At 61.8% G+C, this 26,161-nt stretch carries 27 protein-coding genes and 1 pseudogene; 7 read left to right on the top strand and 21 right to left on the bottom strand.

What is annotated here, in order from left to right:
• Position 1 precedes the first annotated feature (1 nt).
• The gene (locus L2I46_RS01535) at positions 2–1,582 is read left to right on the top strand and encodes a rhodanese homology domain-containing protein (protein WP_236947485.1); all 1,581 of its coding nucleotides are present in this window, start codon (positions 2–4) and stop codon (positions 1,580–1,582) included.
• A 12-nt stretch (positions 1,583–1,594) separates the two neighbouring features.
• Here L2I46_RS01535 and L2I46_RS01530 read toward each other — a convergent pair whose 3' ends face one another.
• From L2I46_RS01530 to L2I46_RS01495, 8 genes are all read right to left on the bottom strand, one after another.
• Positions 1,595–2,320: a polyphenol oxidase family protein gene (locus L2I46_RS01530; protein WP_194859614.1), complete on the bottom strand. Its 726-nt coding sequence runs from the start codon at positions 2,318–2,320 to the stop codon at positions 1,595–1,597.
• Between the two features lie 102 nt (positions 2,321–2,422).
• A complete protein-coding gene (mhpT, locus tag L2I46_RS01525; protein ID WP_102004445.1) occupies positions 2,423–3,619 on the bottom strand; it encodes a 3-(3-hydroxy-phenyl)propionate transporter MhpT in 1,197 nt (398 codons plus the stop codon).
• A gap of 71 nt (positions 3,620–3,690) precedes the next feature.
• Entirely contained in the window at positions 3,691–4,707 is a 1,017-nt protein-coding gene (gene mhpE, locus L2I46_RS01520) for a 4-hydroxy-2-oxovalerate aldolase (RefSeq protein WP_032453226.1), read from the bottom strand.
• Positions 4,704–5,654, bottom strand: a complete 951-nt coding sequence (mhpF, locus tag L2I46_RS01515) for an acetaldehyde dehydrogenase (RefSeq protein ID WP_085550995.1) — start codon at positions 5,652–5,654, stop codon at positions 4,704–4,706. The genes mhpE and mhpF overlap by 4 nt, the downstream gene beginning before the upstream one ends.
• Positions 5,647–6,453: a 2-keto-4-pentenoate hydratase gene (gene mhpD, locus L2I46_RS01510; protein ID WP_101861719.1), complete on the bottom strand. Its 807-nt coding sequence runs from the start codon at positions 6,451–6,453 to the stop codon at positions 5,647–5,649. Before mhpD ends, mhpF begins: the two co-directional genes overlap by 8 nt.
• Before the next feature lie 9 nt (positions 6,454–6,462).
• Complete coding sequence (mhpC, locus tag L2I46_RS01505) at positions 6,463–7,329, bottom strand: 2-hydroxy-6-oxonona-2,4-dienedioate hydrolase (protein ID WP_048297720.1); 867 nt, start codon at positions 7,327–7,329, stop codon at positions 6,463–6,465.
• Between the two features lie 17 nt (positions 7,330–7,346).
• Complete coding sequence (gene mhpB, locus L2I46_RS01500; protein WP_236947484.1) at positions 7,347–8,291, bottom strand: 2,3-dihydroxyphenylpropionate/2,3-dihydroxicinnamic acid 1,2-dioxygenase; 945 nt, start codon at positions 8,289–8,291, stop codon at positions 7,347–7,349.
• Between the two features lies 1 nt (position 8,292).
• A complete protein-coding gene (locus L2I46_RS01495) occupies positions 8,293–9,957 on the bottom strand; it encodes a bifunctional 3-(3-hydroxy-phenyl)propionate/3-hydroxycinnamic acid hydroxylase (protein WP_236947483.1) in 1,665 nt (554 codons plus the stop codon).
• 177 nt (positions 9,958–10,134) lie between these two features.
• On the opposite strand from L2I46_RS01495, the gene L2I46_RS01490 reads away from it, so the two are divergent.
• The gene (locus L2I46_RS01490) at positions 10,135–10,947 is read left to right on the top strand and encodes a DNA-binding transcriptional regulator (protein ID WP_023290066.1); all 813 of its coding nucleotides are present in this window, start codon (positions 10,135–10,137) and stop codon (positions 10,945–10,947) included.
• An 87-nt stretch (positions 10,948–11,034) separates the two neighbouring features.
• Here the strand turns inward: L2I46_RS01490 and L2I46_RS01485 are convergent, their stop codons facing one another.
• The 3 genes from L2I46_RS01485 to L2I46_RS01475 all read right to left on the bottom strand — a co-directional run bounded on the left by L2I46_RS01485 (position 11,035) and on the right by L2I46_RS01475 (position 15,134).
• On the bottom strand, positions 11,035–11,871 hold the full coding sequence (locus L2I46_RS01485; RefSeq protein ID WP_105490696.1) for a shikimate dehydrogenase family protein: 837 nt from the start codon (positions 11,869–11,871) through the stop codon (positions 11,035–11,037).
• Positions 11,872–11,886: 15 nt separating this feature from the next.
• Positions 11,887–13,209: an MFS transporter gene (locus tag L2I46_RS01480; RefSeq protein WP_023290068.1), complete on the bottom strand. Its 1,323-nt coding sequence runs from the start codon at positions 13,207–13,209 to the stop codon at positions 11,887–11,889.
• A 71-nt stretch (positions 13,210–13,280) separates the two neighbouring features.
• Positions 13,281–15,134, bottom strand: coding sequence for a bifunctional sugar phosphate isomerase/epimerase/4-hydroxyphenylpyruvate dioxygenase family protein (locus L2I46_RS01475; RefSeq protein ID WP_105490697.1), 1,854 nt, complete (start codon positions 15,132–15,134; stop codon positions 13,281–13,283).
• Positions 15,135–15,260: 126 nt separating this feature from the next.
• Between L2I46_RS01475 and L2I46_RS01470 the strand changes: the two genes are divergently transcribed.
• Entirely contained in the window at positions 15,261–15,899 is a 639-nt protein-coding gene (locus L2I46_RS01470; RefSeq protein ID WP_023290070.1) for a TetR/AcrR family transcriptional regulator, read from the top strand.
• A 17-nt stretch (positions 15,900–15,916) separates the two neighbouring features.
• Here the strand turns inward: L2I46_RS01470 and fumD are convergent, their stop codons facing one another.
• Together fumD and L2I46_RS01460 are read right to left on the bottom strand one after the other, a co-directional pair.
• Positions 15,917–16,129 (bottom strand): fumarate hydratase FumD, encoded by a 213-nt coding sequence (fumD, locus tag L2I46_RS01465; protein WP_004203074.1) that lies wholly within the window; start codon positions 16,127–16,129, stop codon positions 15,917–15,919.
• 236 nt (positions 16,130–16,365) lie between these two features.
• A complete protein-coding gene (locus tag L2I46_RS01460) occupies positions 16,366–16,497 on the bottom strand; it encodes a hypothetical protein (RefSeq protein ID WP_032428887.1) in 132 nt (43 codons plus the stop codon).
• Here L2I46_RS01460 and ynhH point away from each other — a divergent pair.
• The 3 genes from ynhH to L2I46_RS01450 all read left to right on the top strand — a co-directional run bounded on the left by ynhH (position 16,442) and on the right by L2I46_RS01450 (position 18,597).
• Complete coding sequence (gene ynhH / locus L2I46_RS29690) at positions 16,442–16,627, top strand: protein YnhH (RefSeq protein WP_418133804.1); 186 nt, start codon at positions 16,442–16,444, stop codon at positions 16,625–16,627. The two genes, L2I46_RS01460 and ynhH, sit on opposite strands and share 56 nt — an antisense overlap.
• A gap of 7 nt (positions 16,628–16,634) precedes the next feature.
• Positions 16,635–18,047, top strand: coding sequence for a pyruvate kinase PykF (pykF, locus tag L2I46_RS01455; RefSeq protein WP_023290071.1), 1,413 nt, complete (start codon positions 16,635–16,637; stop codon positions 18,045–18,047).
• Between the two features lie 313 nt (positions 18,048–18,360).
• Entirely contained in the window at positions 18,361–18,597 is a 237-nt protein-coding gene (locus tag L2I46_RS01450; RefSeq protein WP_002908860.1) for a major outer membrane lipoprotein, read from the top strand.
• Between the two features lie 61 nt (positions 18,598–18,658).
• Here the strand turns inward: L2I46_RS01450 and ldtE are convergent, their stop codons facing one another.
• The 8 genes from ldtE to L2I46_RS01410 form a co-directional block, all read right to left on the bottom strand.
• Positions 18,659–19,645, bottom strand: a complete 987-nt coding sequence (gene ldtE, locus L2I46_RS01445; protein ID WP_023290072.1) for a L,D-transpeptidase LdtE — start codon at positions 19,643–19,645, stop codon at positions 18,659–18,661.
• A gap of 99 nt (positions 19,646–19,744) precedes the next feature.
• The gene (gene sufE, locus L2I46_RS01440; RefSeq protein ID WP_023290073.1) at positions 19,745–20,161 is read right to left on the bottom strand and encodes a cysteine desulfuration protein SufE; all 417 of its coding nucleotides are present in this window, start codon (positions 20,159–20,161) and stop codon (positions 19,745–19,747) included.
• A gap of 11 nt (positions 20,162–20,172) precedes the next feature.
• Positions 20,173–21,393 carry a cysteine desulfurase SufS gene (sufS, locus tag L2I46_RS01435; RefSeq protein WP_236947482.1) on the bottom strand — a complete coding sequence of 407 codons (1,221 nt, stop codon included), beginning with the start codon at positions 21,391–21,393 and terminating at the stop codon, positions 20,173–20,175.
• Entirely contained in the window at positions 21,390–22,664 is a 1,275-nt protein-coding gene (gene sufD, locus L2I46_RS01430; protein WP_236947481.1) for a Fe-S cluster assembly protein SufD, read from the bottom strand. The genes sufS and sufD overlap by 4 nt, the downstream gene beginning before the upstream one ends.
• The gene (gene sufC / locus L2I46_RS01425) at positions 22,639–23,385 is read right to left on the bottom strand and encodes a Fe-S cluster assembly ATPase SufC (protein ID WP_032453238.1); all 747 of its coding nucleotides are present in this window, start codon (positions 23,383–23,385) and stop codon (positions 22,639–22,641) included. Before sufC ends, sufD begins: the two co-directional genes overlap by 26 nt.
• A 16-nt stretch (positions 23,386–23,401) precedes the next feature.
• Entirely contained in the window at positions 23,402–24,889 is a 1,488-nt protein-coding gene (gene sufB, locus L2I46_RS01420) for a Fe-S cluster assembly protein SufB (RefSeq protein WP_023290077.1), read from the bottom strand.
• Positions 24,890–24,891: 2 nt separating this feature from the next.
• Positions 24,892–25,269 carry a Fe-S cluster assembly scaffold SufA gene (sufA, locus tag L2I46_RS01415; RefSeq protein WP_004143232.1) on the bottom strand — a complete coding sequence of 126 codons (378 nt, stop codon included), beginning with the start codon at positions 25,267–25,269 and terminating at the stop codon, positions 24,892–24,894.
• 480 nt (positions 25,270–25,749) lie between these two features.
• Entirely contained in the window at positions 25,750–25,947 is a 198-nt protein-coding gene (locus tag L2I46_RS01410) for a hypothetical protein (protein WP_004203090.1), read from the bottom strand.
• Here L2I46_RS01410 and L2I46_RS01405 point away from each other — a divergent pair.
• A pseudogene (locus L2I46_RS01405) lies at positions 25,946–26,035 on the top strand (hypothetical protein); the annotation flags it as partial. The gene L2I46_RS01410 and the pseudogene L2I46_RS01405 overlap by 2 nt on opposite strands.
• Between the last annotated feature and the right edge of the window lie 126 nt (positions 26,036–26,161).

Here is a 26,161-nt window from a genome sequence, read left to right as displayed (position 1 = left end):
TATGTCCACTTACGCTTACCGACAGGCCGCCGGGATCCGCCAGGCGCTGCTCGACCGTCGTGAACTGGCGCTCATCGACGTCCGTGAAGAGGCCAATTTCGCCACCGCTCATCCGCTGTTTGCCGTCAATCTGCCGCTCAGCAAACTGGAGCTGGAGGTGCGCCGGCGGATACCGCGCTTCACCACCCCGATCACCGTCTACGACAATGGCGAAGGGCTGGCGGAGATCGCCGTCGAACAACTGCGGACCTGGGGCTATCAGGATGTGGCCCTGCTGGCCGAGGGTCTCGCCGGCTGGCGCCGCAGCGGCGGCGAGCTGTTTCAGGACGTCAACTCCGCCAGTAAAGCCTTTGGCGAGCTGGTGGAAAGCGTGCGTCACACGCCGTCGCTCAGCGCCCGGGAGGTTCAGGCGCTCATCGACAGCCGACAGGAGGTGGTGATCGTCGACGCCCGGCGCTTCGATGAGTACCAGACCATGAGCATCCCCGGCAGCATCAGCGTGCCCGGCGGCGAGCTGGCCCTGCGGGTGGAGAGCCTGACGCCCTCCCCGCAAACGCCGGTGATCGTCAACTGCGCCGGACGCACCCGCAGCATCATCGGCACCCAGTCGCTGATCAACGCCGGCGTGCCGAACCCGGTCCATGCCCTGCGCAATGGCACTATCGGCTGGACGCTGGCCGGCCAGACGCTGGCGCACCAGCAGCAGCGGCAATACGATCCCTCCGCCCGCGCCTCTGGCGCCCGGGCCGCCGAGGTGGCGCATCTCGCCGAACGGGCCGGGGTGGCGGTCATTGATGAGGCGACCCTGCAACGCTGGCTGCAGCAGAGCGACCGCACCACCTTCCTGTTTGATGTGCGCAGCCCTGAGGAGTACGCGGCGGGCCACTATCCTGGCAGCCTGAGCGCGCCAGGCGGCCAGCTGGTGCAGGAGACCGATCACTTCGCCAGCGTACGAGGGGCGCGAATCGTGCTGCTGGATGACGATGGCGTCCGGGCGGCGATAACCGGCTCGTGGCTGGCGCAGATGGGCTGGGAGACGGCGCGGCTGAACGCCCTGTCGGCCAGCCAGCTGAGCGAGCGCGGGGTACCAGCCGCCGAAGTGCCCCCCGCCCCGCAGGCGGCGGAGATAAGCCCGGCGCAGCTGGCGCAACAGCTGGACGACCCCGGTACGGTGGTGCTCGATTTCACCACCAGCGCCAACTTTGTCGCCCGCCATATCCCCGGCGCGTGGTGGCTGACGCGCTCGCAGCTGCGCCAGGCCCTGGAAGCGATCCCTCCCGCTCAACGTTACGTGGTGACCTGCGGCAGCAGCCTGCTGGCCCGCTACGCGGCGCCCGAGGTGGCAGCCTTAACCGGTAAGCCGGTACAGGTATTGCGCGGCGGGACGCTGGCGTGGATCGCCGCCGGTCTGCCGCTGGCCCATGGCGACGCCGGCCTCGCTGTCGAGCGCCGGGATCGCTATCGCCGACCCTATGAAGGGACCGATAATTCCGCAGAGGCCATGCAGGCCTATCTGGAGTGGGAGTACGGCCTGGTGGATCAGCTGGCCCGCGACGGCACCCATGGTTTTCGGGTGATCTAACGCCAGCGCGACTCAGGCCTCACGCATGATCCACGAGTACTGAAAGCTCTTCGGCGCCGGAAAATGGGTCCGGCGCCGGTAGGAGCCCAGCGACTGCGGCGTGCAATAGGTGCAGCTCCCCAGCCATTCAACGCTCGTTGACGCCACCCCCGCCTCTGCGAAGATCGCTTCAGCGAAAGCGCGCAGATCAAACCACAGATTATCGCTGCCGCGCGTCGCGGCTTTGAGCGGATCGCTGACCGGGCCAGAACGGGAATGGAACAGCCGCTGGCGGTGCCGGGCCACCCGGTCACCGCCGGGCTGGTCCAGCAGTTGCTGATAAAATCCGGCGGAGACTTCGTAACAGCAAGGGTGAATATGCGGCCCCACGGCGATGACCAGATCGGCCAGCGCCGCCCCCTGCTGGCGAAAAGTCGCCAGACTGTTGTCGACAATGCCGCTGGCCAGCCCCTGCCAGCCGGCATGCACGCTGCAGATGAAGCGACCGTCGCGCGAGGCGATCAGTATCGGCAGGCAGTCGGCGGTTACCACCCCCACCTTTTGCCCGGCGACGGCGGTAAACACCGCGTCGGCATGCGGGCGCGTCGGCAGCGGCTGCTGATAATGATGAACCTCATTGCCATGGACCAGCTTCACCGGCGCCATTTCGGCATAGGGAAAGGCGGCGGTTTCGTGGACATCGAGAAACGCGTGGCGGATGCCAGGGATAGCGTCGAGCAAGCGGGAGCGGTAAGCCATAGAGACGATAAGCGACAGAGAATGATGTCTTACCTTAGGCCAGGGCACGCGCAGAGGCAAGGCGGCGGCCCGGCATTTTTTCGCCGGACCGCCGGACAGGCTTCAGACAATGGCCGCGCGCTGCTGGCGATGCATCAGCCAGAATACCGCCACGCCGGCCAGCACAATGCCCGGCGCTGAGGCCGCCATCACCCCGACGGTGCCGGTGCCGAGGGCCAGCATCTTGCCGGCCAGCAGCGGACCGCTCATCGCCCCCAGGCGTCCCACCGCCACGGCGGTGCCGACCCCGGTGGCGCGGATCGCCGCGGGATAGAAGAGCGGCGCCAGCGCGTAGAGCACGCTCTGGCCGCCGGTGGCGAACAGCCCGGCGACAAACCCCGCCAGCAGCATCCCGCTCAGCGACGATGCGCTGCCCAGCGCCAGCAGCGACGCCAGAATGCCGCTGTATATCAGCAGCGACATGCGCAACGGAGTAAGCTTATCCATCAGCGCCCCCAGCAGCAGGGTGCCGCAGGCGGCGCCGATCTGCAGAGAGAACATCACCCCCGCCGCCTGGCTGGCGCTGAATCCCTGGCCTACCAGCAGCATCGGCAGCCAGTTGATCAGCATATAGACCACCAGCAGAGTGAAGAAATAGCCCAGCCACAGCAGCAGCGTGGCGGCGGCATGCCCCGGGGCAAACAGGGTGCGCAGCGGCACGCTGGTCTCCACGCGTTGAAACGCCAGCGATTCCGGCAGCCAGCGCATCAGCAGCGGGATCAGCAGCAGCGGAACCACGCCGCCAATCCAGAAGATGGTCTGCCAGGCCGCGGCAAGGCCAGAGAACCCCAGCGCCGCCGCCAGCGCGGCGCCAATGGGCACCCCGCAGTACATCAGGCTCACTGCCCGGCCGCGAAAACGCGGGCCAGCGGCTTCCGAGGTTAAGGCAATCAGGTTCGGCAATGCCGCCCCCAGCCCGACGCCGGTGAGCAGGCGCGCCAGCAGCAGCGTCGGGAAGCTCCAGGCCACCGCGGTGGCCAGCGAGAACAGGCCAAACAGCAGCACCGAGCCCAGCAGGATGCGTTTGCGCCCGTGGCGGTCCGCCAGCATGCCGCCCACCAGCGCGCCGGGCAGCAGGCCGAGGATCCCGGCGCTGAAGATCCAGCCCATCTGCATTTTATCCAGCGCAAAGGCCTGCGCCATGCCGACGGCGGCGATCCCCGCCGCCTGCAGATCCAGCCCCTCCATCAGGGCCACCATAAAACAGAGCCCGATGGTGACCACCAGGCGCGAGGAGTTTGCGGTCGTTATCTTGGTCATAGGGTACCTTTGCGATAGCCGGACAAGCGGAGCAGGTGATGGGCGGCTGATGCATGGTCAGCCGCCCGTTGTTATTTTTGGCGGTTAAGCAGATCCAGCGCGACGTCGACGATCATATCCTCCTGGCCGCCGACCATCCGCCGTTTGCCCAGCTCGACGAGAATATCCACCGCGCTGAGGCCATAGCGCGCCGCCGCCGCTTCGCTGTGGCGCAGGAAGCTGGAGTAGACCCCGGCGTAGCCCAGCGCCAGCGTTTCGCGGTCGACGCGCACCGGGCGGTCCTGCAGCGGCCGCACCAGCTCGTCGGCGGCATTCATCAGCGCGTAGAGGTCGGTGCCATGCCGCCAGCCGAGCTTGTCGGCGGCGGCAATAAATACCTCCAGCGGCGCATTGCCCGCCCCCGCCCCCATCCCGGCCAGGCTGGCGTCGATCCGGTCGCAGCCCTCTTCCACCGCGGCGATAGAGTTAGCCACCCCGAGGCTCAGGTTATGGTGGGCATGCATCCCGGTGGCGGTCTCCGGCTTCAGCACCGCCTTCAGCGCGCGGAAGCGATCGCGAATGTCGTTCATGTTCATCGCTCCGCCGGAATCCACAACGTAGATGCAGGTCGCCCCATAGGATTCCATCTTCAGCGCCTGCTGCGCCAGCGCCTGTGGTGAGATCATATGGCTCATCATCAGAAAACCGACGGTGTCCATCCCCAGCTCGCGGGCAAAGGCAATATGCTGCGCCGCGACGTCCGCTTCGCTGCAGTGGGTGGCGACCCGCACCACCCGCGCCCCGGCCTGATACGCGGCTTTCAGGTCGTGCAGGGTGCCGATGCCCGGCAGCAGCAAGGTGGCGATTTTCGCCTGGCTGACCGCCTCCGCCGCCGCTTCAATCCAGGCGATATCGCTGTGGGCGCCAAAGCCGTAGTTGAAGCTCGATCCCTGTAGCCCATCGCCGTGGGCGACTTCGATGGAGTCCACCCCCGCCTTATCCAGCGCGCCGGCAATCTGCTGCACCTGCGCCAGGGAATACTGGTGACGAATCGCATGCATACCATCGCGCAGCGTCACATCCGAAATGTAGAGTTTTTTACCGTTCATGCTGTCGCTCCCGCCGCGCTGTTCATTGCCCCGGCCATTTTCTCCGCCGTCGCCAGCGCCGCCGAGGTCATAATATCGAGGTTGCCGGCGTACGCCGGCAGATAGTGCGCCGCCCCTTCCACTTCGAGGTAAACCGCGGTTTTCAGTCCGGAAAAACGGCCCACGCCGGGCAGGTTGACCGGATTATCCTCGGGGATAACCTCAAACTGCACCTGCTGCTTCAGCCGGTAGCCAGGCACGTAAGCCTGCACCGCCGCCGCCATCTCGGCGATCGAGGCGGCAATCGCCTCCTGGGACGCCATCTCGCTCAGCACATACACGGTATCGCGCATCATCAGCGGCGGCTCCGCTGGGTTCAGCACGATAATCGCCTTGCCCTTGCCCGCGCCGCCGACCTTTTCAATCGCCTGCGAGGTGGTTTCAGTGAATTCGTCAATATTCGCTCGCGTCCCCGGCCCGGCGGATTGACTGGCGATGGAGGCCACGATCTCCGCGTAATGCACCTTCGCCACCCGCGAGACCGCGGCGACCATCGGGATGGTGGCCTGCCCGCCGCAGGTCACCATATTGACGTTGCCCTGGTGGAGATTGGCCTCAAGGTTGACCACCGGCACGCAGTACGGGCCAATCGCCGCCGGCGTCAGGTCGATGACGCGGATCCCTGGCTTCGCTTCGCGCAGCGCGGCATCGTTTTTGACGTGCGCGCCGGCGCTGGTGGCGTCGAAGACAAAGTCGATATCGGCAAACTCCGCCATCTGCATCAGGCCGCCGACCCCTTCGTGGGTGGTCGCGACGCCCATGCGCCGGGCGCGGGCCAGGCCATCCGACTGCGGATCGATGCCGACCATCACCGCCATCTCCAGATGCTGGCCGTGGCGCAGAATTTTAATCATTAAATCGGTGCCGATATTCCCGGAGCCGATAATGGCGACTTTACGTTTACGCATCACGATGTCCTTCTCCGGCGGCGACGAAGCGTGCCGCGACTGAGCCAATACCTTCAATATGGGCGACAAAGCTGTCCCCCTCGTTAATCGCCACCATCGGGCCTAACGCCCCGGTCAGCACGATATCCCCCGCCCGCAGCGGTTCGCCGAGGCTGGCCATCTTGCGCGCCAGCCACACCGCGGCGTTCAGCGGATGCCCCAGGCACTCGCTGCCCCGGCCGCTGGAGACCTGCTCCTGGTTGCGGGTCATCTGCATGGCGCACGCTTTCAGATCCAGACCCGCCGGTCGCTGCGCCGGGCCGCCGATGACGTACAGGCCGCAAGAGGCGTTATCGGCGACGGTGTCGACAAAGCCGATTGACCAGTCGCGAATGCGGCTGCCCACCACCTCCAGCGCCGGCAGCACCCATTCGATGGCGTTATACAGCTCATCAAAAGTGGTATCGGCATGGGGCAGATCATGTTTCAGCACCAGGGCGATCTCGGCCTCCACCTTGGGCTGCAGCACGCGGCCAAACGGCACATCGGCGTTGTCGCCGTAGCACATGTCGGCAAACAGGGTGCCGAAATCCGGCTGGTTGACCCCCAGCTGCTGCTGCACTTTGGGATGGGTCAGGCCTACCTTGCGGCCCACCACCCGTCGGCCATGGGCCACATGGTGCTGCACGTTCAGGCGCTGGATAGCGTAGGCGGCGTCGGCGTTGTCGACGCCGAGGATATCGCGCAGCGGGGCGATCGCCTGGCCGGTCCGTTCGGCGTCGCGCAACTGTTGCGCCAGCGCGTCAAGAGAAATAGTCATCATCACTCCTTAAGCCCGTGCGAGGAAATTGAGCACCAGCTGATTAAAACTGTCGGCATGTTCCCACTGCGCCCAGTGGCCGCAGTCGCGGTAAATATGCAGCTCAGAGCCGGCGATCCCGGCGAGCAGGCGTAGTCCGGCGTCCATCGGCACGAAGCGGTCATTGCGTCCCCAGACGATGAGAGTTTGCGCAGCGATCTCGCCGAGCCGCGGGCCAAAGTCAGGGAATTGTTTCGGGTTGGCTTCGAGGCTCTTGACGAAGTTGTCCAGATGGTCGCGGCGCGACAGCATATTGTTCAGCCGCGCCTCGAACAGCGCGTCGGTGAGGTCACGGGTGTCGAAGACGAAAATGCTCATCATCTTCTTCAGGTTTTCAATGGTCGGCTCGCGGTACAGGGCGTTCAGCAGTTTGATGCCCTCCGTCGGCATCGGCGTGAACAGGCTCATGCCGCCGGTTCCCCCGCCCATCAGCACCAGCTTCGCCACCCGCTCCGGCCAGCTCAGGGTGAAGGCCACCGCGCTGTGACCGCCCATCGAGTTGCCCAGCAGATGGACTTTATCGATCCCCAGCTGATCGACCACGCTTTTCAAAATGCGGGCGTTGAGATCCGAACGCGAACCGCTGTTGACGATCGAATCGCTCTTCCCCCACCCCGGACAGTCCAGGAGCAGCACGCGATAGCCCGCCTCGACCAGCGGGTCAATGTTGCGGCTGAAGTTGGCCCAGCCGGTGGCCCCCGGCCCGGAGCCGTGCAGCATCACCACGGTCTCTTCCCCGTCGCCGCAGTCATTGATATGGATGCGCAGCGTGCGGCCTCCCTCGTCGACGTTGAGGAATCGGCTGGTGGCGTCTTCGGTTTGCGGTTGATAGCTCATGTTAGTCTCCCGGTTAATCAAATCTCGGTGGTGGCGCTCAGCGAGCCGAATCCGGCGATCCACTCGGGGATCGGCCGGTAATAGCGGCCTTCGCTGCGCCAGCGGCCAAAAGCGGATAGCGCGGCAAAGGCGGCCACCCAGGTCTTAATTTCGTGCGTCGATTTGCCGGCCATCGCCGACAGCTCGTCGTTGCCGATCGCGTCCAGTTCGCTCAGCCGCCCCTGCTCCAGCAGGCTCATAAAGCGGTTGTCCCAGACCGGGTTGAGGGGATGGAGCGAGCGCTGGTCTTCGGTAAACCGTCGGGCGGCGCTGATCACCCGCTGCTGGCGCAGCTCGCGTTCGTCCGGCGGCAGCTGTTTGCCGCTGCCGAGCAGGCGGTCGCGCAGATGGGCGTCCGCCTTCGCCAGCTCCGGCACCGGCGGCTGGTGCGAAAGCCCGCCAGAGCCGAGGATCAGCACCCGCTTATTGAGGGTGTTGAGGAAGCGGCCCATCGCCGCGCCCAGCAGCCGGGTGCGTTGAAAACCCGGCAGCGGCGCGGCGACGCCGTTAATAAACACCGGCAGCACCGGCAGGCGATCCAGCCCACCCAGCAAAAACTCCAGCGGCTGGGCGAAGCCATGGTCCACCTGCATGTTGTACGACACCGCCAGGTCGATACCGCTGTTGATCACGGCGTGGGCGCAGGCTTCCGCCAGCTCGGTGGGCACCGGCAGGTCGCCGGCGGCGCTGGCGAAGTCGCCGATGGCGGTGGCGCCGACGCCCAGGCAGAACGGCGGCATCACGTCATAGAAAAAACCGTTGTAGTGATCGGGGGCGAAGAGCACCACCAGCTCGGGATCGAATTCAGCGATCCGCCGCCGGGCGTCGGCAACCACCCCGTTCACCTCATCGAGGACCGCCTGCTCCGGGTCAACGAATCCCACCAGCGGGGTGTGCGACAGACAGTGTAAATAGGCATGCATATCAGGCCACCTTCTCTTCAGCGTGACCGGTATCCCCGGACGCAAGGGTCATTTTTTCCGCCAGGGCGGTCAGCTGCGCGCCGAGGGTTTGCGGGATAGCGAGAGCGGCGACAAAGCGGTCCGGCCTGACCACGGCGATGGCGGTGTTATGTTGCGCAAACCAGCTCTTCAGACGGTTTTGCTTATCCCCCACCCGCAGCGTGCCCGGGGCGTTATCCTGCTCGCGATGGATCTGCACCTCCGGCACGACCTGGATAAAGCGCACCCCTATCGCGCGCCAGCGGGCGATCTGCCCGGCGTCGAGCCCCCACTGCGGGTTGCAGCCCCAGCCGATAATGGCGAAATTCGCTCCGATAACCTCATCGAGCAGGAGACTCTCGCCGTTCTCCAGCGTCACCTGCGGTTGAATAAACATTTTGCCCACCGGCGAGGCTTTGCCTGCGCCGTCGGTCAGCAGCGCCCCTTCGCGATACTGCGGCATCGGCTTAAAGCGCATTTCGAGGAAGTAACGTTTCACCGGCGGCAGGTAGTTCAGCAGCCAGGAGAGGCCATCGCGCGCCGCGCCCTGCCAGCGCTTCGGCGGCGCCAGCACGTGACCGGCGGTGACCGACAGGTCAATCATCGCCTTCGCGTGGTCGCGACGCTCCTGCTGGTAGCTGTCAAGCAGCGCCTCTCCCGCTTTGCCGTTGACCACCAGCGCCAGCTTCCACGCCAGGTTGAAGGCGTCACGCATGCCGCTGTTGTATCCCTGGCCCTGCCAGACCGGCATGATGTGCGCGGCGTCGCCGGCCAGCAGCACCCGGTCAATGCGAAAGCGCTCGGCAAGGCGCGCGTTATGGGTGTAGACCCGCTGGCGGATCAGCTCGACGCGATCCGGGTCCGGCAGCACTTTGCTCAGCAGACGGCGCATATTGTGCGGCTCGCTGAGCTGGGCTTCGGTTTCCCCGGGCATCACCATAAATTCAAAGCGGCGCACGCCGTGGGGCAGCGCGGCGGAAACATAGGGCCGCACCGGGTCGCAGCACAGGTAGACGTGCGGGGTGGCCAGCGGATCGTTGGCGATATCGATGACGATCCACTGGTTCGGCGCGGTCTTGCCTTCGAAAGGGACGTTCAGCGTGCGGCGAATAAAGCTGGCGCCGCCGTCGCAGGCCACCAGCCAGTCAGCGCGCACCGTCTCCCGCTCGCCGTCCGGTCCTTTGATATTTAACGTGACACTGTCACTGCTCTGGCTAAAGGCTTCCACCTCGCGGGAAAAGAGGCAACGGACCTGCGGGAAACGCTGCAGGCCGTGATACATCACCGCATCCACCTGCGGCTGAATAAAGGCATTGCGCCGCGACCAGCCAAACTCATCGGTCATCGGCTGGATGTCGGCAAAGCAGCGGCCCTTCGGGGTCAGAAAGCGCATGGCGTGCCACGGCGTGGTGTGCGGCAGCACGTCATCCACCAGCCCCACCGCCTGCATCGCCCGCAGCGATTCATCGTCAATACCGATGGCCCGCGGGTAATCGATCAGTTTGTCGAGCTTTTCCACCAACAGCACGCTGATGCCCATCTGGCCAAGGTAGTTGGCCATCATCAGGCCTACCGGACCGGCGCCGGCAATGGCGACCTGGGCGGTATGCTGCACGGCGGGTTGAATATCGGGTGTAGATGTTGTCATTCTTAGCGACCTCACGACTCGGAAACTGCCCGGCTGACAGGCAATTTGTTAATCATGTGTAAACGTATTTTTATAATGGGCTGAGTATAGGGCGGGTGTTTTCGGCTACAATCAAAACATCGCTGAATGTGCACCAGGTGCACATCACTGTTTATAAAGCATTTTAAGGAAGGATTTATGCGTGATGATGGGGCCACTGAGTACAAAACGGTGCGCGGATTAAGCCGGGGTTTATTGTTATTAAAATTGTTAAATAAATTCGACGGCGGCGCGACGCCCGGCCTGCTGGCGGAGTTTAGCGGCCTGCATCGCACCACCGTGCGCCGGCTGCTGGAGACGCTGCAGGAGGAAGGTTTTGTCCGCCGCAGCCGTTCCGATGACAGCTTTCGTCTGACCATTAACGTCCGCCAGCTGAGCGACGGATTTCGTGACGAACATTGGATTTCTGCCCTCGCCACGCCGCTGCTCGGGGAACTGCTGCGCGAGGTCCAGTGGCCGACGGATATCACCACCCTCGACGTCGACGCCATGGTGGTGCGCGAAACCACCCACCGCTTCAGTCGGCTGTCGTTTCACCGGGCGATGGTCGGACGGCGACTGCCGCTGCTGCTCACCGCCTCCGGTCTGACGTGGCTGGCCTTTGCCCCCGACGCGGAGCGCGACGCCATTCTCAGCATGCTGGCCGCCCGTCCGGAAGCAGAGTATCAGCTGGCTCGCGAACCGGAACGGCTGGCGGCGATCCTCGCCCGCACCCGCCAGAACGGCTATGGTGAAAATTTCCGCGGCTGGCGGCAGGAGGAGAAAATCGCCTCTATCGCCGTGCCGGTCTGCAGCCAGCAGCGGGTCATCGGCTGCCTCAACCTGGTCTATATCGCCAGCGCCATGACCATTGAGCAGGCGGCGCAGAAGCATCTCTCCGCGCTGCAGAGGGTGGCGGGCCAGATAGAAGCCCGCATGGAGGATGAAGAAGTGTGGTACGAAATGCCCTGAACGTCCGTTGGCATGTGAGAAACCGCCTGCAGATAACGTGATGATAAACCCGGCCACACTGCGCGGTGCGGCCGGATGGGCGTCGCGTCAGTAGCGAATTTCCGCCAGCGCCCGCAGCTGTTCGGGGGTGGCTACCGGCAGGTCGAAAAAGCGCAGATAGGCAGGGATCATTTCAAACAGCATGTCGGTCCCGCGCTGGATGTGGCACTGTCGCGCCTGGGCGGCTCTCAGCAACGGAGTATACTCCTGGGTCATCACCACCTCCCCCACCCAGGTGCCTGGCGCCAGGCGGTCAACGTCCAGCGGCAGCGGATCGCTGACCTTCATTCCCAGCGGCGTGGCGTTGACCACCAGCTCGTGTCCGGCAGGATCGTGCTGCATCAGAGTGATATCGAGCTGGGGATAGTGCTGATGCAGCCGTCCAGCGAGAGCGTGCGCCACCTCGGGACGGGTATCGTACAGGGTCAGGGCGCTGACCCCTGCAGCCGCAAGGGAGGCGGCGATAGCCGACCCCACCCCGCCGCTGCCGACCACCAGCGCCCGCGTCCCCTCAGGCTGAAATCCCTTACGGCGCAGGCCCAGCACAAAGCCGTCGCCATCGAACATGTCCCCGAAGAGGCTGCCGTCCGCCTCGCGACGGATGGCGTTGCAGGCGCCGGCGATAGCCGCCGTCGGGCTCAGGCGTTGCACCAGATCGCAGGTGGCGATTTTATGCGGCATCGTCACCAGCGCGCCGATGATATTGGTCATCGTAAACAGCGGCGGAATAAACGCGGCATAGTCCTCCGGCCTGACGCCCATTGGCACCACCTTCACGTCCACCTGCTGGTCGACAAACCACGGGTTGTAGATCATCGGCGCCTTAAAACTGGCGGTCGGATAGCCAAGATGCGCTATCAGCCGCGTATTCCCACTTATCACCATGCCTTGCTCCTTTGCTTACTGCGATAACTCGATACGTTTGACGTCGCCGAGGATAAACAGATAGGCCGCCACGCCCAGCAGCGCGGCGCCGCCGATGTAGATCAACGCGTAGAAGAAATTGCCGAACCCGGCGACGATAAAGCCGATCACCAGCGGGGTGAGGATCCCCGCGAGGTTGGCGCAAAAGTTGAACAGGCCGCCGGTGAGCCCGCCCAGCCCCTTCGGGGCGATGTCGGAGATCAGCGTCCAGCCGAGGCCCACCATCCCCTGGCCAAAAAAGGCAAACGACATCACCAGGATCACCGCCAGGTCGCTCTGCAGCCAGTTGGCGGAGATGATGCAGCTGGCCATCAGCAGGCCGGCGACGATCGGCAGCTTACGCCCCAGGTTGGCCGACCCGGTGGCTTTAAGCAGCTTGTCAGAGATCCAGCCGCCAAACATCACCCCGCCGGCGGCGGCGACAAACGGCAGGATGGAAAAGAAACCGACCTTCAGCCACGGCATATGGCGTTCGGTGGCCAGCCAGGTGGGAAACCAGGTGAGAAAGAACACCAGCACCGTATTGCCGGCAAACTGGCCGATACTGGCGCCGATGATCTGACGTTTGCTCAGCAGCTGGCGGACCAGCGGCCAGCTGAACGCCACCTGCTGGTCGGCTGGGGCGCTCAGGCCGCCGCCGTTTTCGATATGCTCGCGCTCCTGCTGGCTGAGACGAGGGTCTTCATGCGGTTCGCGGTAGCAGCGCCACCACACCAGGGCGAACAGAATGCCGACCACGCCGACGCTGACGAACAGCACCCGCCAGCCGAAGCCGTCCATGATCCAGAACAGCAGCGGGGCAAAGCAGGCCAGCCCGAGGTATTCCCCCACGGTGTACACCGCCGTGGCCTTCGCGCGCTCCTGCTGCGGGAACCAGGCGCTGACCACCCGGCTGTTCACCGGAAAGCACGGCGCTTCGCTGACGCCAAGCCCGAAACGGCACAGCAGCAGCGTCTTCAGCCCCACCGCCATGCCGTGGAACAGGGTAAACAGCGACCACAGGGTCAGCGACAGAAAATAGGTCACTTTGTTGCCAAAACGGTCGAGAAACAGCCCGCCGGGGATCTGCGCCAGAGCGTAGGTCCAGGCGAAAGCGGAGAAGAGGATCCCCATGAGCGCAGGGTCGATCCCCAGCTCACCGGTCAGCTTTGGGGCGGCGATCCCCAGCACGGTGCGATCGAGGTAGTTGATCATGGTGCCGATGGCCAGCAGCGCAAGAATGCCGATGCGCCGCCGGGAGCGGCGCGCGGTGACGGCTGGCTGGGCGGCGGCCGTCGGGTTAGGGCTATATGAGCTCATAGTCGGTTCCTGTCTCGGGTACAGAGGGTGTTGTTATTGTGTTTCAGGCATAATGAACCATTTGATTCAGGCTAACAATACTGCATCGCCGCCAGACGGACGGCCGCATTCGCCGCGCCATAGAGCGCGTAGCCTGCCCGTCGTTCGGTTAATTCAAAGAAGAAGCGCCCGGCGATGAAGGGCCGGGTATACAGATGCAGGAACGCACCGCCCTGCGGATCGCGGTCGTAGAGGAGCTGCCGCCGCTGGAGCTGCCCGACGTCCAGCTCGCCGCCAAAGCGCGCCAGCAGATCGTCATAGTAATTGGCCGGGATCGGCAGCGCATGATCGGCAACCGCGGCGAGCTGGTCGCAGGTGGCCGGCAGATCGCGGCAGGCAAAGGCGGCATGCTGCAGCCCCGCCCCCTGGTAGCAGGCGACCGAGCGGGCGATCTGCGTCGCCCGGCTCTGGGAGATATTCAGCGCCAGGCGGATCTCCCCCTGCGGGCTGCGCACCGCCAGACTACGCACCAGCCCATAGGGATCCGGCAGCGTCTGCTCATGTTCGAGCGTAAAACCAAACACCGTGCGGAAAAACATCACCCAGTTGTCGCGGCTGTCGGCTTCCATCCCCAGCGCCAGATGGTCGATGCCGAGGTAATCTTCGCGCACCGTCACGCCATCGCGCAGGAGAAAGTCGCGCTCGTAGATCGCCTCCCCGGCATCGATGAGATAGACCAGGCTGCCGTCAGGGGCGCAGATCGCCGGGATCGGCGTTTCGTTCGGCCCGGCGTCGCCCTGCCAGGTGGCATACCCCAGCGCGCGGGCGCGAGCGACAATCGGCGCGCTGCTGTCGACCCGCAGCGCCATCGCGCAGAGCGATACCCCGTGGCGTTGATAAAAGTGATCGGCCCAGCTGTGCGGCTGATGGTTAATCACGATCCGCGCCCCGCCGTTGCGCCACAGCGTGACCTGTTTGGAGCGGTGGCTTCCCTCGTGCTGAAAACCCAGCGCCTGCAGGTGCTGCCCCAGGCGCTGCGCCTCGGCGACGCTGGCGGCGAATTCGATAAACTCCAGCCCGTGACAGACCGGCGGTGGCGGCGGTGAAAACAGATCGGCATCGCACGCCGGGAGCCGGCGACGAGTCTGCTCCTCCAGCCACAGCAGCGAACGATAGCCATCTTTGGCCGTCGCGCCGTTCGGCGAGGCGCGAAAACCGTCATTAAAGATCTCCAGCGACCAGGGGCCGCGATAGCCGCAGCGGGTGATCTGCTCGGCAAACGCCTCCAGCGGCAGCTCCCCCTGCCCGGGGAAGCAGCGGAAATGGCGACTCCACTCCAGGAGATCCATTTTCATATACGGCGCATCGGCGAGCTGAACGAAGGTGATTTTCTCCACCGGCACCGATGGCAGCGCGTCGAGGGTGTCGCCCCGGGCCAGGATATGGAAGCTGTCGAGCACCAGGCCCAGCGCCGGGCTGTCCACCCGCTGCACCCGCTCCCAGGCCTGCTGCCAGCGGTTCACATGGGTTCCCCAGGCCAGCGCCTCATAGCCGATAGCGATCCCCTCCTCTTCCGCCAGCGTGGCCAGCGCCCGCAGGTCCGCCACCTGCAGTTCGCTATCCGCCGAGCAGTCCGGCTGCACATTGCTGCACAGCAGCAGCGTGTCGCAGCCCAGCTCGCGCATCAGCGCAAATTTGCGTCTGGCGCGGGCCATATTGGCCGCAAACTGCGCCCGGCTGGCACCTTCAAAATCGCGAAAGGGTTGAAAAAGCGTGATTTTTAACCCTAAATCGGCGGCCAGCTGGCGGATTTCCGCCGGCGTCCCCGTATAATAGAGCAGATCGTTCTCGAAAATTTCCACAGCCTGATACCCCGCCGCCGCAATAGCGTGCAGCTTCTCTGGCAGGGTGCCGGAAATCGAAACGGTGGCGATAGAGCGCAGCATAAGGTCCTCGGGTCAACAGCTGACGTGAGCCTTGAATATGTATCATTTGGTTCATTTGCGCCATACCAGGTTGCTAAATTGTGATCATTATGTGTATTTTTTGTCACCCAAGAAAAAGGAGTTGCCATGACCGCCGTTGCTCATGATGAAGCACAATCGCTGAAGGAGCGGATCTTCAGCGCCGCTATCGCCGTCTTTGCCGAACACGGGCTTTCAGGCGCCCGCATGGAGCAGATCGCCACCGAGGCGCAGACCACCAAGCGCATGGTGGTCTACTACTTCAAAAGCAAAGAGCAGCTCTATCAGGAGGTGCTGCAGCATGTGTATGCGCGGATCCGCGAAACCGAGCAGCAGCTGGGGCTGGAGAATGTGCCGCCGGTAGAGGCGCTGGTGCGGCTGGTGCGCTGGAGCGTGCGCTATCACGCCACCCACGCGGACTATATGCGGGTGATTTGCATGGAGAACATGCAGCGCGGCAAGTGGCTGAAGACCTCGGGAGAGCTGAAGCCGCTGAATCGTACCGCCCTGTCGATTCTGGAAGACATTTTGCAGCGCGGCCAGCAGCAGGGGGTCTTTCAGGCGGGGCTGGAAGCGCGCGATGTGCACCGGTTAATCAGCAGCTTTAGCTTTTATCAGGTGTCGAATTTCTACACCTTCAGCAGTCTGTACCTTGACGATCCGCTGCCCGCCATTGACGATGAAGCGATGGTGGCCCACCACTGCGACATTGCCGTCCGGGCGGTGGTCCGCTTCGTGATTTCCTGACCCGCCGGCGAAAGGCGTCAGTGTCCGGAGAGGGCGTGAATGACCTTCGCCATTGCCTCCTCGGTGAGCGGTGAACGCTGGATTTTGCTGTTCGCCAGCGAGGTGCGCAGCACGCCGGCGATGACAATGTGTTTCGGCTCCTGGCCAAGGTCACGCATCTCCAGCACCACTTTGCCCACCACGCGGCACATTTCCTGGTACAGCTCGTCGTCTTTCGCTTTATTTCCCATTGAGTCTGGCTCGCATTTTCTCATTATCAATCAAATCATTATTGATAGATTTTTCCGGCAACGCAAATCATCCTCCCGTTACCGGGTCAATGGCGCATTTTACCGCCTCATGACGGGAGAAAATTCCCTTTCCGCCGCCCCTTTTCATCCCGCCTGTTGAAAAAATGTGTTGCATAGTTTTATGCATAACGTGCCGGTTTTGTTACGCGTTTTGTCCATAATTTGAAACGAGGTTTTTATTTTCCTTTTTGATTTCGCCAGCGTATAATGCGCTTCGATTCTTTCTTGAATGGTTTCAGCGCATTGGACTGCATGATAAAACGCATAACACCTTGCCACATTTCATGGGCTGAACCGCCAGCACACATTCTTCTGCACGCTTCGGGGTTGTCACCTATCCTTAGGGCGTGGCTTAGCAACTTTCGTAATACAGGTTTGGCTCCCCGGCAGTGCGCCCGCGGAGCGAGAATTCCATATCCTTCACAACTTAAAGACTAAAACTGTCATGAAAAAGACCAAAATTGTTTGCACCATCGGTCCGAAAACCGAATCTGAAGAGATGCTGACCAAAATGCTGGAAGCCGGCATGAACGTGATGCGTCTGAACTTCTCCCACGGTGACTATGCGGAACACGGTCAGCGCATCCAGAACCTGCGCAATGTGATGAGCAAAACCGGTAAGAAAGCCGCTATTCTGCTGGACACCAAAGGACCGGAAATTCGTACCATCAAGCTGGAAGGCGGCAACGACGTCTCCCTGAAAGCGGGCCAGACTTTCACCTTCACCACCGATAAATCGGTCATCGGCAACAGCGAAATCGTTGCGGTAACCTATGAAGGCTTCACCTCTGACCTGAGCGTCGGCAACACCGTTCTGGTGGACGATGGCCTGATCGGCATGGAAGTGACCGCTATCGAAGGCAACAAAGTTATCTGTAAAGTGCTGAACAACGGCGACCTTGGCGAGAACAAAGGCGTGAACCTGCCGGGCGTCTCTATCGCCCTGCCGGCGCTGGCGGAAAAAGACAAACAGGACCTGATCTTCGGTTGCGAACAGGGCGTCGACTTCGTCGCGGCCTCCTTCATCCGTAAGCGTTCCGACGTCGTCGAGATCCGTGAGCACCTGAAAGCCCACGGCGGCGAAAACATCCAGATCATCTCCAAAATCGAAAACCAGGAAGGCCTGAACAACTTCGACGAAATCCTCGAAGCCTCTGACGGCATCATGGTTGCTCGTGGCGACATGGGCGTTGAGATCCCGGTTGAAGAAGTTATCTTCGCGCAGAAAATGATCATCGAAAAATGTATCCGCGCGCGCAAAGTGGTTATCACCGCGACCCAGATGCTGGACTCCATGATCAAAAACCCACGTCCGACCCGCGCTGAAGCCGGCGACGTGGCCAACGCCATCCTCGACGGCACCGATGCGGTAATGCTGTCCGGCGAATCGGCGAAAGGTAAATACCCGCTGGAAGCGGTCACCATCATGGCGACCATCTGCGAACGTACCGACCGCGTCATGACCAGCCGTCTGGATTTCAACAACGACAACCGTAAACTGCGCATCACCGAAGCGGTGTGCCGCGGCGCGGTAGAAACCGCTGAGAAACTGGAAGCGCCGCTGATCGTGGTCGCCACCCAGGGCGGTAAATCCGCACGCGCTGTGCGCAAATACTTCCCGGATGCCACCATCCTGGCGCTGACCACCAACGAAACCACTGCTCGCCAGCTGGTGCTGAGCAAGGGCGTTGTGCCGCAGCTGGTGGAAGAGATTGCCTCTACGGATGATTTCTATCACCTGGGTAAAGATCTGGCGCTGAAGAGCGGCCTCGCGCGCAAAGGCGACGTGGTGGTGATGGTCTCTGGCGCATTAGTCCCGAGCGGCACCACTAATACCGCTTCCGTGCACGTGCTGTAATAATTTACAGGTTAATTGGTTTTTTTTTAATAAAGCGCCTCTCGGGGCGCTTTTTTTTATTCATCGACTAGCTCTTCCTATTAAAAATGCAAATCGGAATTTACTATTTAATAAGAGATTATCTAAGATGAATCCGATGGAAGCGTGCTGTTTTCACTCGCCTTTTTCAGCGATTTTGACCAATTCGATGCTTCTTTGAGCGAACGATCAAAAATAAGTGCGTTCAGGTAAAAAAAATATTCTCATCCCAAAAAAGTTTGTGTAATACTTGTAACGCTACATGGAGATTAACTCAATCTAGAGGGTATTAATAATGAATCGTACTAAACTGGTACTGGGCGCGGTAATCCTGGGTTCTACTCTGCTGGCTGGTTGCTCCAGCAATGCTAAAATCGATCAGCTGTCTTCTGACGTTCAGACTCTGAACGCTAAAGTTGACCAGCTGAGCAACGACGTGAACGCAATGCGTTCCGACGTTCAGGCTGCTAAAGACGACGCAGCTCGCGCTAACCAGCGTCTGGACAACCAGGCTCACTCTTACCGTAAGTAAGAGTTCTGGTAATAAAAATGGCGCACTCTGTGCGCCATTTTTTTTGCCCTCGCGCTGAGGGCTACTGGGTGAGCAGGCCGTTGTCAGACGAACTGTTCTGCGCCGACAGCGACGTCGCCGCGCTACCCGCCCCCGTCGATACCACCACCGGATAGCCCGCCCTTCTCGACATCGCTTTTTTCAGCTGCAGGTCATCCACCGCTTTATCCTCTGCGAAGGCGTGAAACGCCGCTGGCAGCGTGTAAGCGATGGTCCGGGTGTTTTCCCCTTCCGTTTGCGACAGCGGCCTGTGGACCTCTACATAACGTTTACCATCCGGCTCGACGGCAAACTTCACCGGCTGATTGATGATCCGCACCGGCGTCCCGGTTTTCACCTGACTGAACAGCGCCTTGATGTCATCGGCGTTCATCCGCATACAGCCCGAGCTGACGCGCAGCCCAACGCTGTCCGGCGCGTTAGTCCCGTGGATGAGATATTCGCCGTTACCGTAGGCCAGACGCAGCGCATAGCGGCCCAGCGGGTTATTCGGCCCGGCCGGCACCACCGCCGGGAGCGTCACCCCTTTCTCCAGCGAGCGCGCGCGGATGCCGGCGGTCGGTGTCCAGGTCGGGTTAGGGATCTTCTGCCCGACGCGGGTGGTCATCTCCGGCGTTTCCAGCCCTAACTGGCCGATGCCCAGGGGATAAACCTGGACCTGATTCTCTCCCGGCGGGAAGTAGTACAGCCGCAGCTCCGCGAGGTTGACGACAATCCCCTCCCGCGGCACGTCGGGCAGCAGCATCTGAGAAGGGATCAGCACCTGGGTCCCGGGCTTCGGCTGCACCGGCGCGATGGTATCGTTGGCTTCAAGGATCAGCATCGCCGCGGTATCGAAATGGCGGGCAATCGCCTGCAGGTTGCGATCGCTCTCCTGAACCGTCCAGTACTGGTTCTGGCCAATCAGCCGGCTGTTGGCCGGAGGCAGCGGGTAATCGACGGCCCAGGCGGCCGGGGTGGCGCCAAGGGCGCCGAGAAGGGCTAAAGCGATCATCGTTTTGCGTTTCATACTGAGATTCCTTCTTTCGCTGATAAAACGCCAGGAGACTGAACGGCGGCAGGGTCAGCGCCCTGCCGGACGTAACAGAATGAAATCTACCTGTTTATTCTAGCTAATATTTGCGGCTTTCGCGCGTATCGCGCGGATCATGGCTTCGAGGCCCTGCGAGCGGGAGGGGGTAAGATGCTGGGTGAGGGCCATTTTTTCAAACCACGGGCGGACGTCGAACTCGGTGATGTCCTGGGCGGTCATCCGGTCATAAAGGATAAACACCACCGCAATCAGCCCTTTGACAATCGCCGCATCGCTGTCGCCGCGCAGGGTGACAACGCCGGAAGGATCCTGCGCCATCACGATCCACACCTGGCTTTGACAGCCCTGAATAATGTTCTGCGGGCTGTGCTCCTCGGCGCTCAGCGGCGGCAGCCGCTGGCCCAGCTCAATGATATAGAGATACTTCTCTTCCCAGTTGGCGCAACGGCTAAAATTGCGCAACAGTTTGTCTTTGTCCGGTAATGCCGCCATCGTCACGTCCTTTACCCTAATAGTTTGTGGATCCGCTGGAGGCCGGCCACCAGGCGGTCCACCTCTTCCGTGGTATTGTACATCGCCAGCGACGCCCGACACATGGCCGGTACCTGATAGCGGGCCATCAGCGGCATGGCGCAGTGATGCCCGGTCCGCACGGCGATCCCGTAGTTATCGAGGAAGCTGCCGACGTCATAGGCGTGATGCTGGCCGAGGTTAAAGGCAATCACCCCTTTGCGCTGCGCCGGACCGTAGAGGATCAGATCCGGCACCGCGCGCAGGGCCTCCAGCGCGTAGCGCATCAGCGTCTGCTCGTATTCGGCGATCTGGGTCAGTCCCAGCTGGCTGACGTAGCTCAGCGCCGCGCCGAGGCCAATGATCCCCCCGGTATTCGGCGTGCCGGCCTCAAAGCGCCACGGCGCCAGGTTCCAGGTGGTGCCCTCCGTCAGGCTGACGGTGGCGATCATCGACCCGCCCCCTTCCCATGGCGCCATTGTCTGCAGCAGCTCGGCCCGGGCGTAGAGCACGCCGATCCCGGTCGGGCCGTACAGTTTATGGCCGGAGAAGACATAAAAATCGCAGCCCAGCGCCTGAACGTCCACCGGGTGGTGCATCACCGCCTGGGCGCCGTCCACCAGCACTTTCGCGCCATGTTGATGCGCAAGGGCAATCAGCGCCGACAGCGGGTTTTCCGTCCCCAGCACGTTGGAGACTTCGGTTATCGCCAGCAGGCGGGTACGCTGGTCAAACAGCCCGGGAACCACGTCCAGCATCAGGGTGCCGTCCGGGTTGAGGGGGATCACCCGCAGCTCAGCCCCTACCCTGGCGCAGAGCATCTGCCACGGTACGATGTTGGCGTGGTGCTCCATCTCGCTGATGATGATGTTATCCCCGGCGCCGACGTTGGCGTTTCCCCAGCTGTTGGCCACCAGGTTAATGCCCTCGGTGGTGCCGCGCACGAATACCAGCTCCTCCGCCGAGCCGGCGTTAAGGAAGATGGCCGCCTGCTGGCGCACCGCCTCCATCCGCGCGGTGGCTTCCGCGCTGAGGGTATGGATCCCACGATGCACCGCCGCGTAGCCGTGGCGATAGAATTCCGCTTCGGCGCCAATCACCGCCTCCGGTTTCTGGGCGCTGGCGGCGCTGTCAAGATAGACCAGCGGCTGGCCGTTGACCTCCCGGCTCAGTACCGGAAAATCGGCGCGAACCCGTTCTACTGAAAATGTCATGCTGTGCCTCCCGGCAAACGCTCTCCAATCCGCGCCAGCACCTGCTCTCTGAGCGCGTCGCTGTGGATAGCTTCGGTAAGCTCGGCGGCGAAGGCGTAGAGGATCATCTGCTGCGCCGCCTGCTGTTCAATCCCGCGCGAGCGCAGATAGAACAGCTGTTCTTCGTCAATGCGCCCTACCGTCGCCCCGTGGCTGCATTTCACGTCATCGGCGTAAATCTCCAGCTGCGGTTTGGTGTCGACCTCCGCCAGCCGCCCGAGCAGCAGATTGTTGTTGGTCATCTGGCCGTCGGTTTTCAGCGCATGCGGCGCGACGTTGATCAGCCCGTTAAACACCGCCCGGCCCTTATCGCTGACAATGGTTTTATGCAGCTGGCGGCTGGTGCAGTACCCCACCTGGTGGTCCAGCCAGGTGCGGCTGTCGCAGACCTCATTTTTCACCGGCATCGCCAGCGAGTTAAGACGCAGGCCGCTGTTTTCGCCGCCCAGACGCGTGCTGGTGTGATGACGCAGCACCTGACCGCCGAGCAGGAAACTGCTGCTGAAAGCCGAGGCGTCGCGGCCCAGCAGCAGGTCGTTATGGGCGAAGTGGTAGCTGTGCGCGTTCTCGAACGCCAGCTTGATGTGCTGCAGGCGCGCGTTGTCCGCCACCGTCATGGTCAGCCGCCCGCCGGTGAAGTGCGGTTGCTCATCAAGGCTAAGATAGTGCTCGATAATCGTCGCCTCCGCCCCGCTCTCCAGCGCCAGATGGTGACGATAGTGGGCGGTATTCAGCGCATCGCCGGCCAGGCCGCGGGTGATATGCATCAGCAGCAGCGGCTTATCCAGGCGGCGGTTGCGCGGCACGCGCAGGCGGGTCACCGTCTGCGCCAGGCTTTCGGTCAGATGGAGAAACACCTCCGGCTGGAGGGCATCCGGCAGATGCTGGCGCTGGTTATCGACACTGACCTCCACGCCGCTGGCGGCGAGATCGTCGCTCAGCTCAGGATGATAGCGACCGTCGATAAACACCAGTCGCCAGGCGTCCAGCGGCAGCGCCAGCGCGTCACGCTGTTCGGCGCTGATCGACGCTCCCTCATCGGCGACGAAGCGGCCGTTAATCAGCGCGTCCAGCGGGGTGTATTTCCAGTCCTCCTGCTTGCGCGTCGGCAGACCCAGGCGCAACAGCTGCTGCAGATGCTGACTGGCCTCCGGCGTACGCTGGTCGCCCTGCGCTTCAAACAGATGGTGCCACTGCTGCAGCGCATTACTGCTGTTCGGTAAGCCAGCCATAGCCCTGCTCCTCCAGCTGTTTGACGAGAGTGAAATCCCCCGACTTCACAATCCGCCCCTGATACAGCACATGGACATAGTCCGGCTTGATATAGTCAAGGATGCGCTGATAGTGAGTGACGATGATGAAGGCGCGTTTGCCGTCGCGCAGCGCGTTCACGCCCTGGGAGACGATTTTCAGGGCATCGATGTCGAGCCCGGAATCCGATTCATCGAGAATGCACAACTCCGGCTCAAGCACCGCCATCTGCAGAATGTCGTTGCGCTTTTTTTCGCCGCCGGAGAAACCCACGTTCACCGAACGGGTCAGCAGATCTTCCGGCATCTGCAGCAACCTGATTTTCTCTTCCATTAAATCCTGAAAGTCAAAGCGATCTAGCGGCTCCTGGCCGCGATAGCTGCGCACGGCATTCAGCGCGGTCTGCAGGAAGAACTGGTTGCTGACGCCGGGGATCTCCACCGGATACTGGAAGGCCATAAAGATGCCTTCCCCGGCGCGATCTTCCGGGGCGAGCTCCAGCAGGTTTTTGCCCTTAAATTCGACGCTGCCGCCGGTGACCTCGTAATCTTCGCGCCCGGCCAGGGTGGCCGAAAGCGTGCTTTTCCCCGAGCCGTTCGGCCCCATAATGGCGTGGACCTCCCCCGGACGCACCTCAAGGTTCAGCCCGCGCAGGATCGCTTTATCTTCGACGGCGACGTGTAAATCTTGAATACTTAACATCTTTTTTCCTTAATTATCAGCCGACGCTATGCTCAAGGCTAATGGCCAGCAATTTTTGCGCTTCGACGGCGAACTCCAGCGGCAGTTCGGAGAAGACGTCTTTACAGAAGCCGTTGACGATCATCGAGATGGCATCATCTTCGCTGATCCCGCGCTGCAGGCAGTAGAACAGCTGGTCCTCACCGATCCGCGAGGTGGTCGCTTCGTGCTCCAGCTGGGCGCTGTTGTTGCGACATTCCACATACGGGAAGGTATGCGCCCCGCAGTCCGGGCCGATCAGCATCGAATCGCACTGGGTGAAGTTGCGGGCGTTGGTCGCGGTCGGCATGATTTTGACCAGCCCGCGATAGCTGTTCTGGCTGTGTCCGGCGGAGATCCCTTTCGAGATGATGGTCGAGCGGGTGTTCTTGCCGATATGGATCATTTTGGTGCCGGTGTCCGCCTGCTGATGACCGCTGGTCAGCGCCACCGAAAAGAATTCGCCGATCGAGTTATCGCCGCGCAGGATGCAGCTGGGGTATTTCCAGGTGATGGCCGAGCCGGTTTCCGACTGGGTCCATGACATTTTGCTGTTCTCCCCTTCGCACAGGGCGCGTTTGGTGACAAAGTTGAGGATCCCGCCGGTGTTGTTATCCCCCGGGAACCAGTTCTGCACCGTGGAGTATTTCACTTCCGCGTCTTTATGGATGATGACTTCCACCACCGCGGCGTGCAGCTGATAGCTGTCGCGCACCGGCGCCGAGCAGCCCTCAATGTAGCTGACGTAGCTGCCTTCATCGGCCACCAGAATGGTGCGTTCGAACTGGCCGGTCTTTTCGGCGTTGATGCGGAAATAGGTCGACAGCTCCATCGGACAGCGGACGCCCTTCGGCACATAGATAAAGGTGCCATCCGAAGCCACCGCGGCGTTCAGCGCGGCAAAGAAGTTGTCATTGCCCGGCACCACGGTCCCCAGATACTTTTTCACCAGTTCCGGATGGTCGTGGATCGCCTCGCCGAAAGAGCAGAAGATGATCCCCTGCTCCGCCAGCTTTTCACGGTAGGTGGTCGCCACCGACACCGAGTCGAAAATCGCGTCCACCGCCACCTCGCGCCCTTCGCGCACCGGCACGCCCAGCTGGTTAAAGGCTTCTTCCACCTCGCTGGTCAGGAAGGTGTTGGCCCCGGTCTGCTGCACCGCGCCGGGCTCGGAGGCGCAGGTCTCATCGCAGTTGCCGCAGGAGGGGGCGGAATAGTAGCTGTAATCCTGATAATTCAGCTTATCGTAATGCGCCTTCAGCCAGTGCGGCTCTTCCATCTCCAGCCACGCCCGGTAGGCATTGAGCCGGAACTCCAGCATCCACTGCGGCTCATTGCGACGGGCGGAGATGGCGCGAACCACCTCTTCATTAATGCCTTTGGCCAGCTCATCGGTCTGCAGGCGAGTGAAAAAGCCCTCTTTATAATTGAGCGGGCCGCCGGTCCAGGTTTTGACATCGTCTGTTGCTTCAGTATTACGCGACATAGTTACTCCGCCTGCACCCCAAAACTTTCGCCGCAGCCGCACTCGTGCTGCGCTTTCGGGTTATGAAATTTAAAGATTTCATTTAAACCTTCCCTGACGTAATCCAGCTCCGTGCCGTCAATGAACGGCATCGCCTGCAGCGGCGCAAACAGCTTCGCCCCGTCAGATTCAAAGAGCAGATCGTCGGGCGCCGGCTCGGCAATCATTTCGAGCACATAGCCAAAACCGGCGCAGCCGCTGGTTTTGATACCCAGCCGTAGCCCCTTTTTGTCCGGCTGCTTACGCATCAGATCGCGAATATGCGCGGCAGCGGCCGGCGTCATGGTCAGTCCCTGCCAGCTGAAATCGGCGGGATTAAAGGTTCCTGCTTGTACTTCCATCGATAGACCTCCAGGTTGGCGCCATCAAGGCATACCGCCATGTTAGTGATAATGATTATCACTTCAACCCTTCTCCAGCAGGGGTATTGCCTCATTTAGCGCTTTTTATAAGCATAGACCCTTGCCCGGGGATTATCAGGGTACGCAAGTGGAACCTAATCATATGATTTATAATATGTTATTCTGATATTGTTCTGTTACCGCACGCAATGGCAAAGATGTATCGAAAATACCGATTTATGCGATAGCAGCAGACCACCTTCCTGATTCACCCTGGCGCAGAAACGGAAAAAGTGACGGCGTCACTAAGCGGCCATGCGCGCTGAACAGGCGCTGGCCTGCGGAATGAGAAAGCGTGAGAAGAAAGCGTCAAGGCGCGACGCTTTCGGCAGGGGCGGTCGCGGCCTGGCGGGGACGTGGCCGCGATCGGGGGGGATGTAAACCGCGATGAAACGGGTAGTCAGGAAGGCTATCGGTTGGCTAGGTCCCTTTTCTCACCAGGCGGGCGGCCTGGACAAAGACCTCATCCTCCACCCCATCCCCCTTCTGTCTGCCCAGCCGCACCAGCTCATCCACGATACTCCCCTGATTAATCTGCTTTTGGGTCGCCACTAAGCTAATGACCGCCGCGCCGATAGCCATGCCAATCAATGCCGTTTGTTCATCTTTATCTTTCATGGTGTCGCTCCGTCTGTCCTCATCAGAAAGGCTAGCAAAAGATATCCACTGCTCCATTTCAAATTCACTTTCTTTACGCCTGCTGGAAAAGGCAGGCGCCGAGTTGACCACGCTTCCTTACTATGGCGATAGCGCATAACGCTGTCGCACCACGTCGGGTCTTTTATTTGGCCGAATTCACGCGTCGCGGAAATAAATAAAAATAACGCGCGTG

Origin of the sequence: Klebsiella sp. 2019SCSN059 (assembly GCF_021739525.1) — a bacterium.
Lineage (GTDB): Bacteria > Pseudomonadota > Gammaproteobacteria > Enterobacterales > Enterobacteriaceae > Klebsiella > Klebsiella quasipneumoniae.
This window is presented reverse-complemented; position numbering and strand designations above follow the sequence as displayed.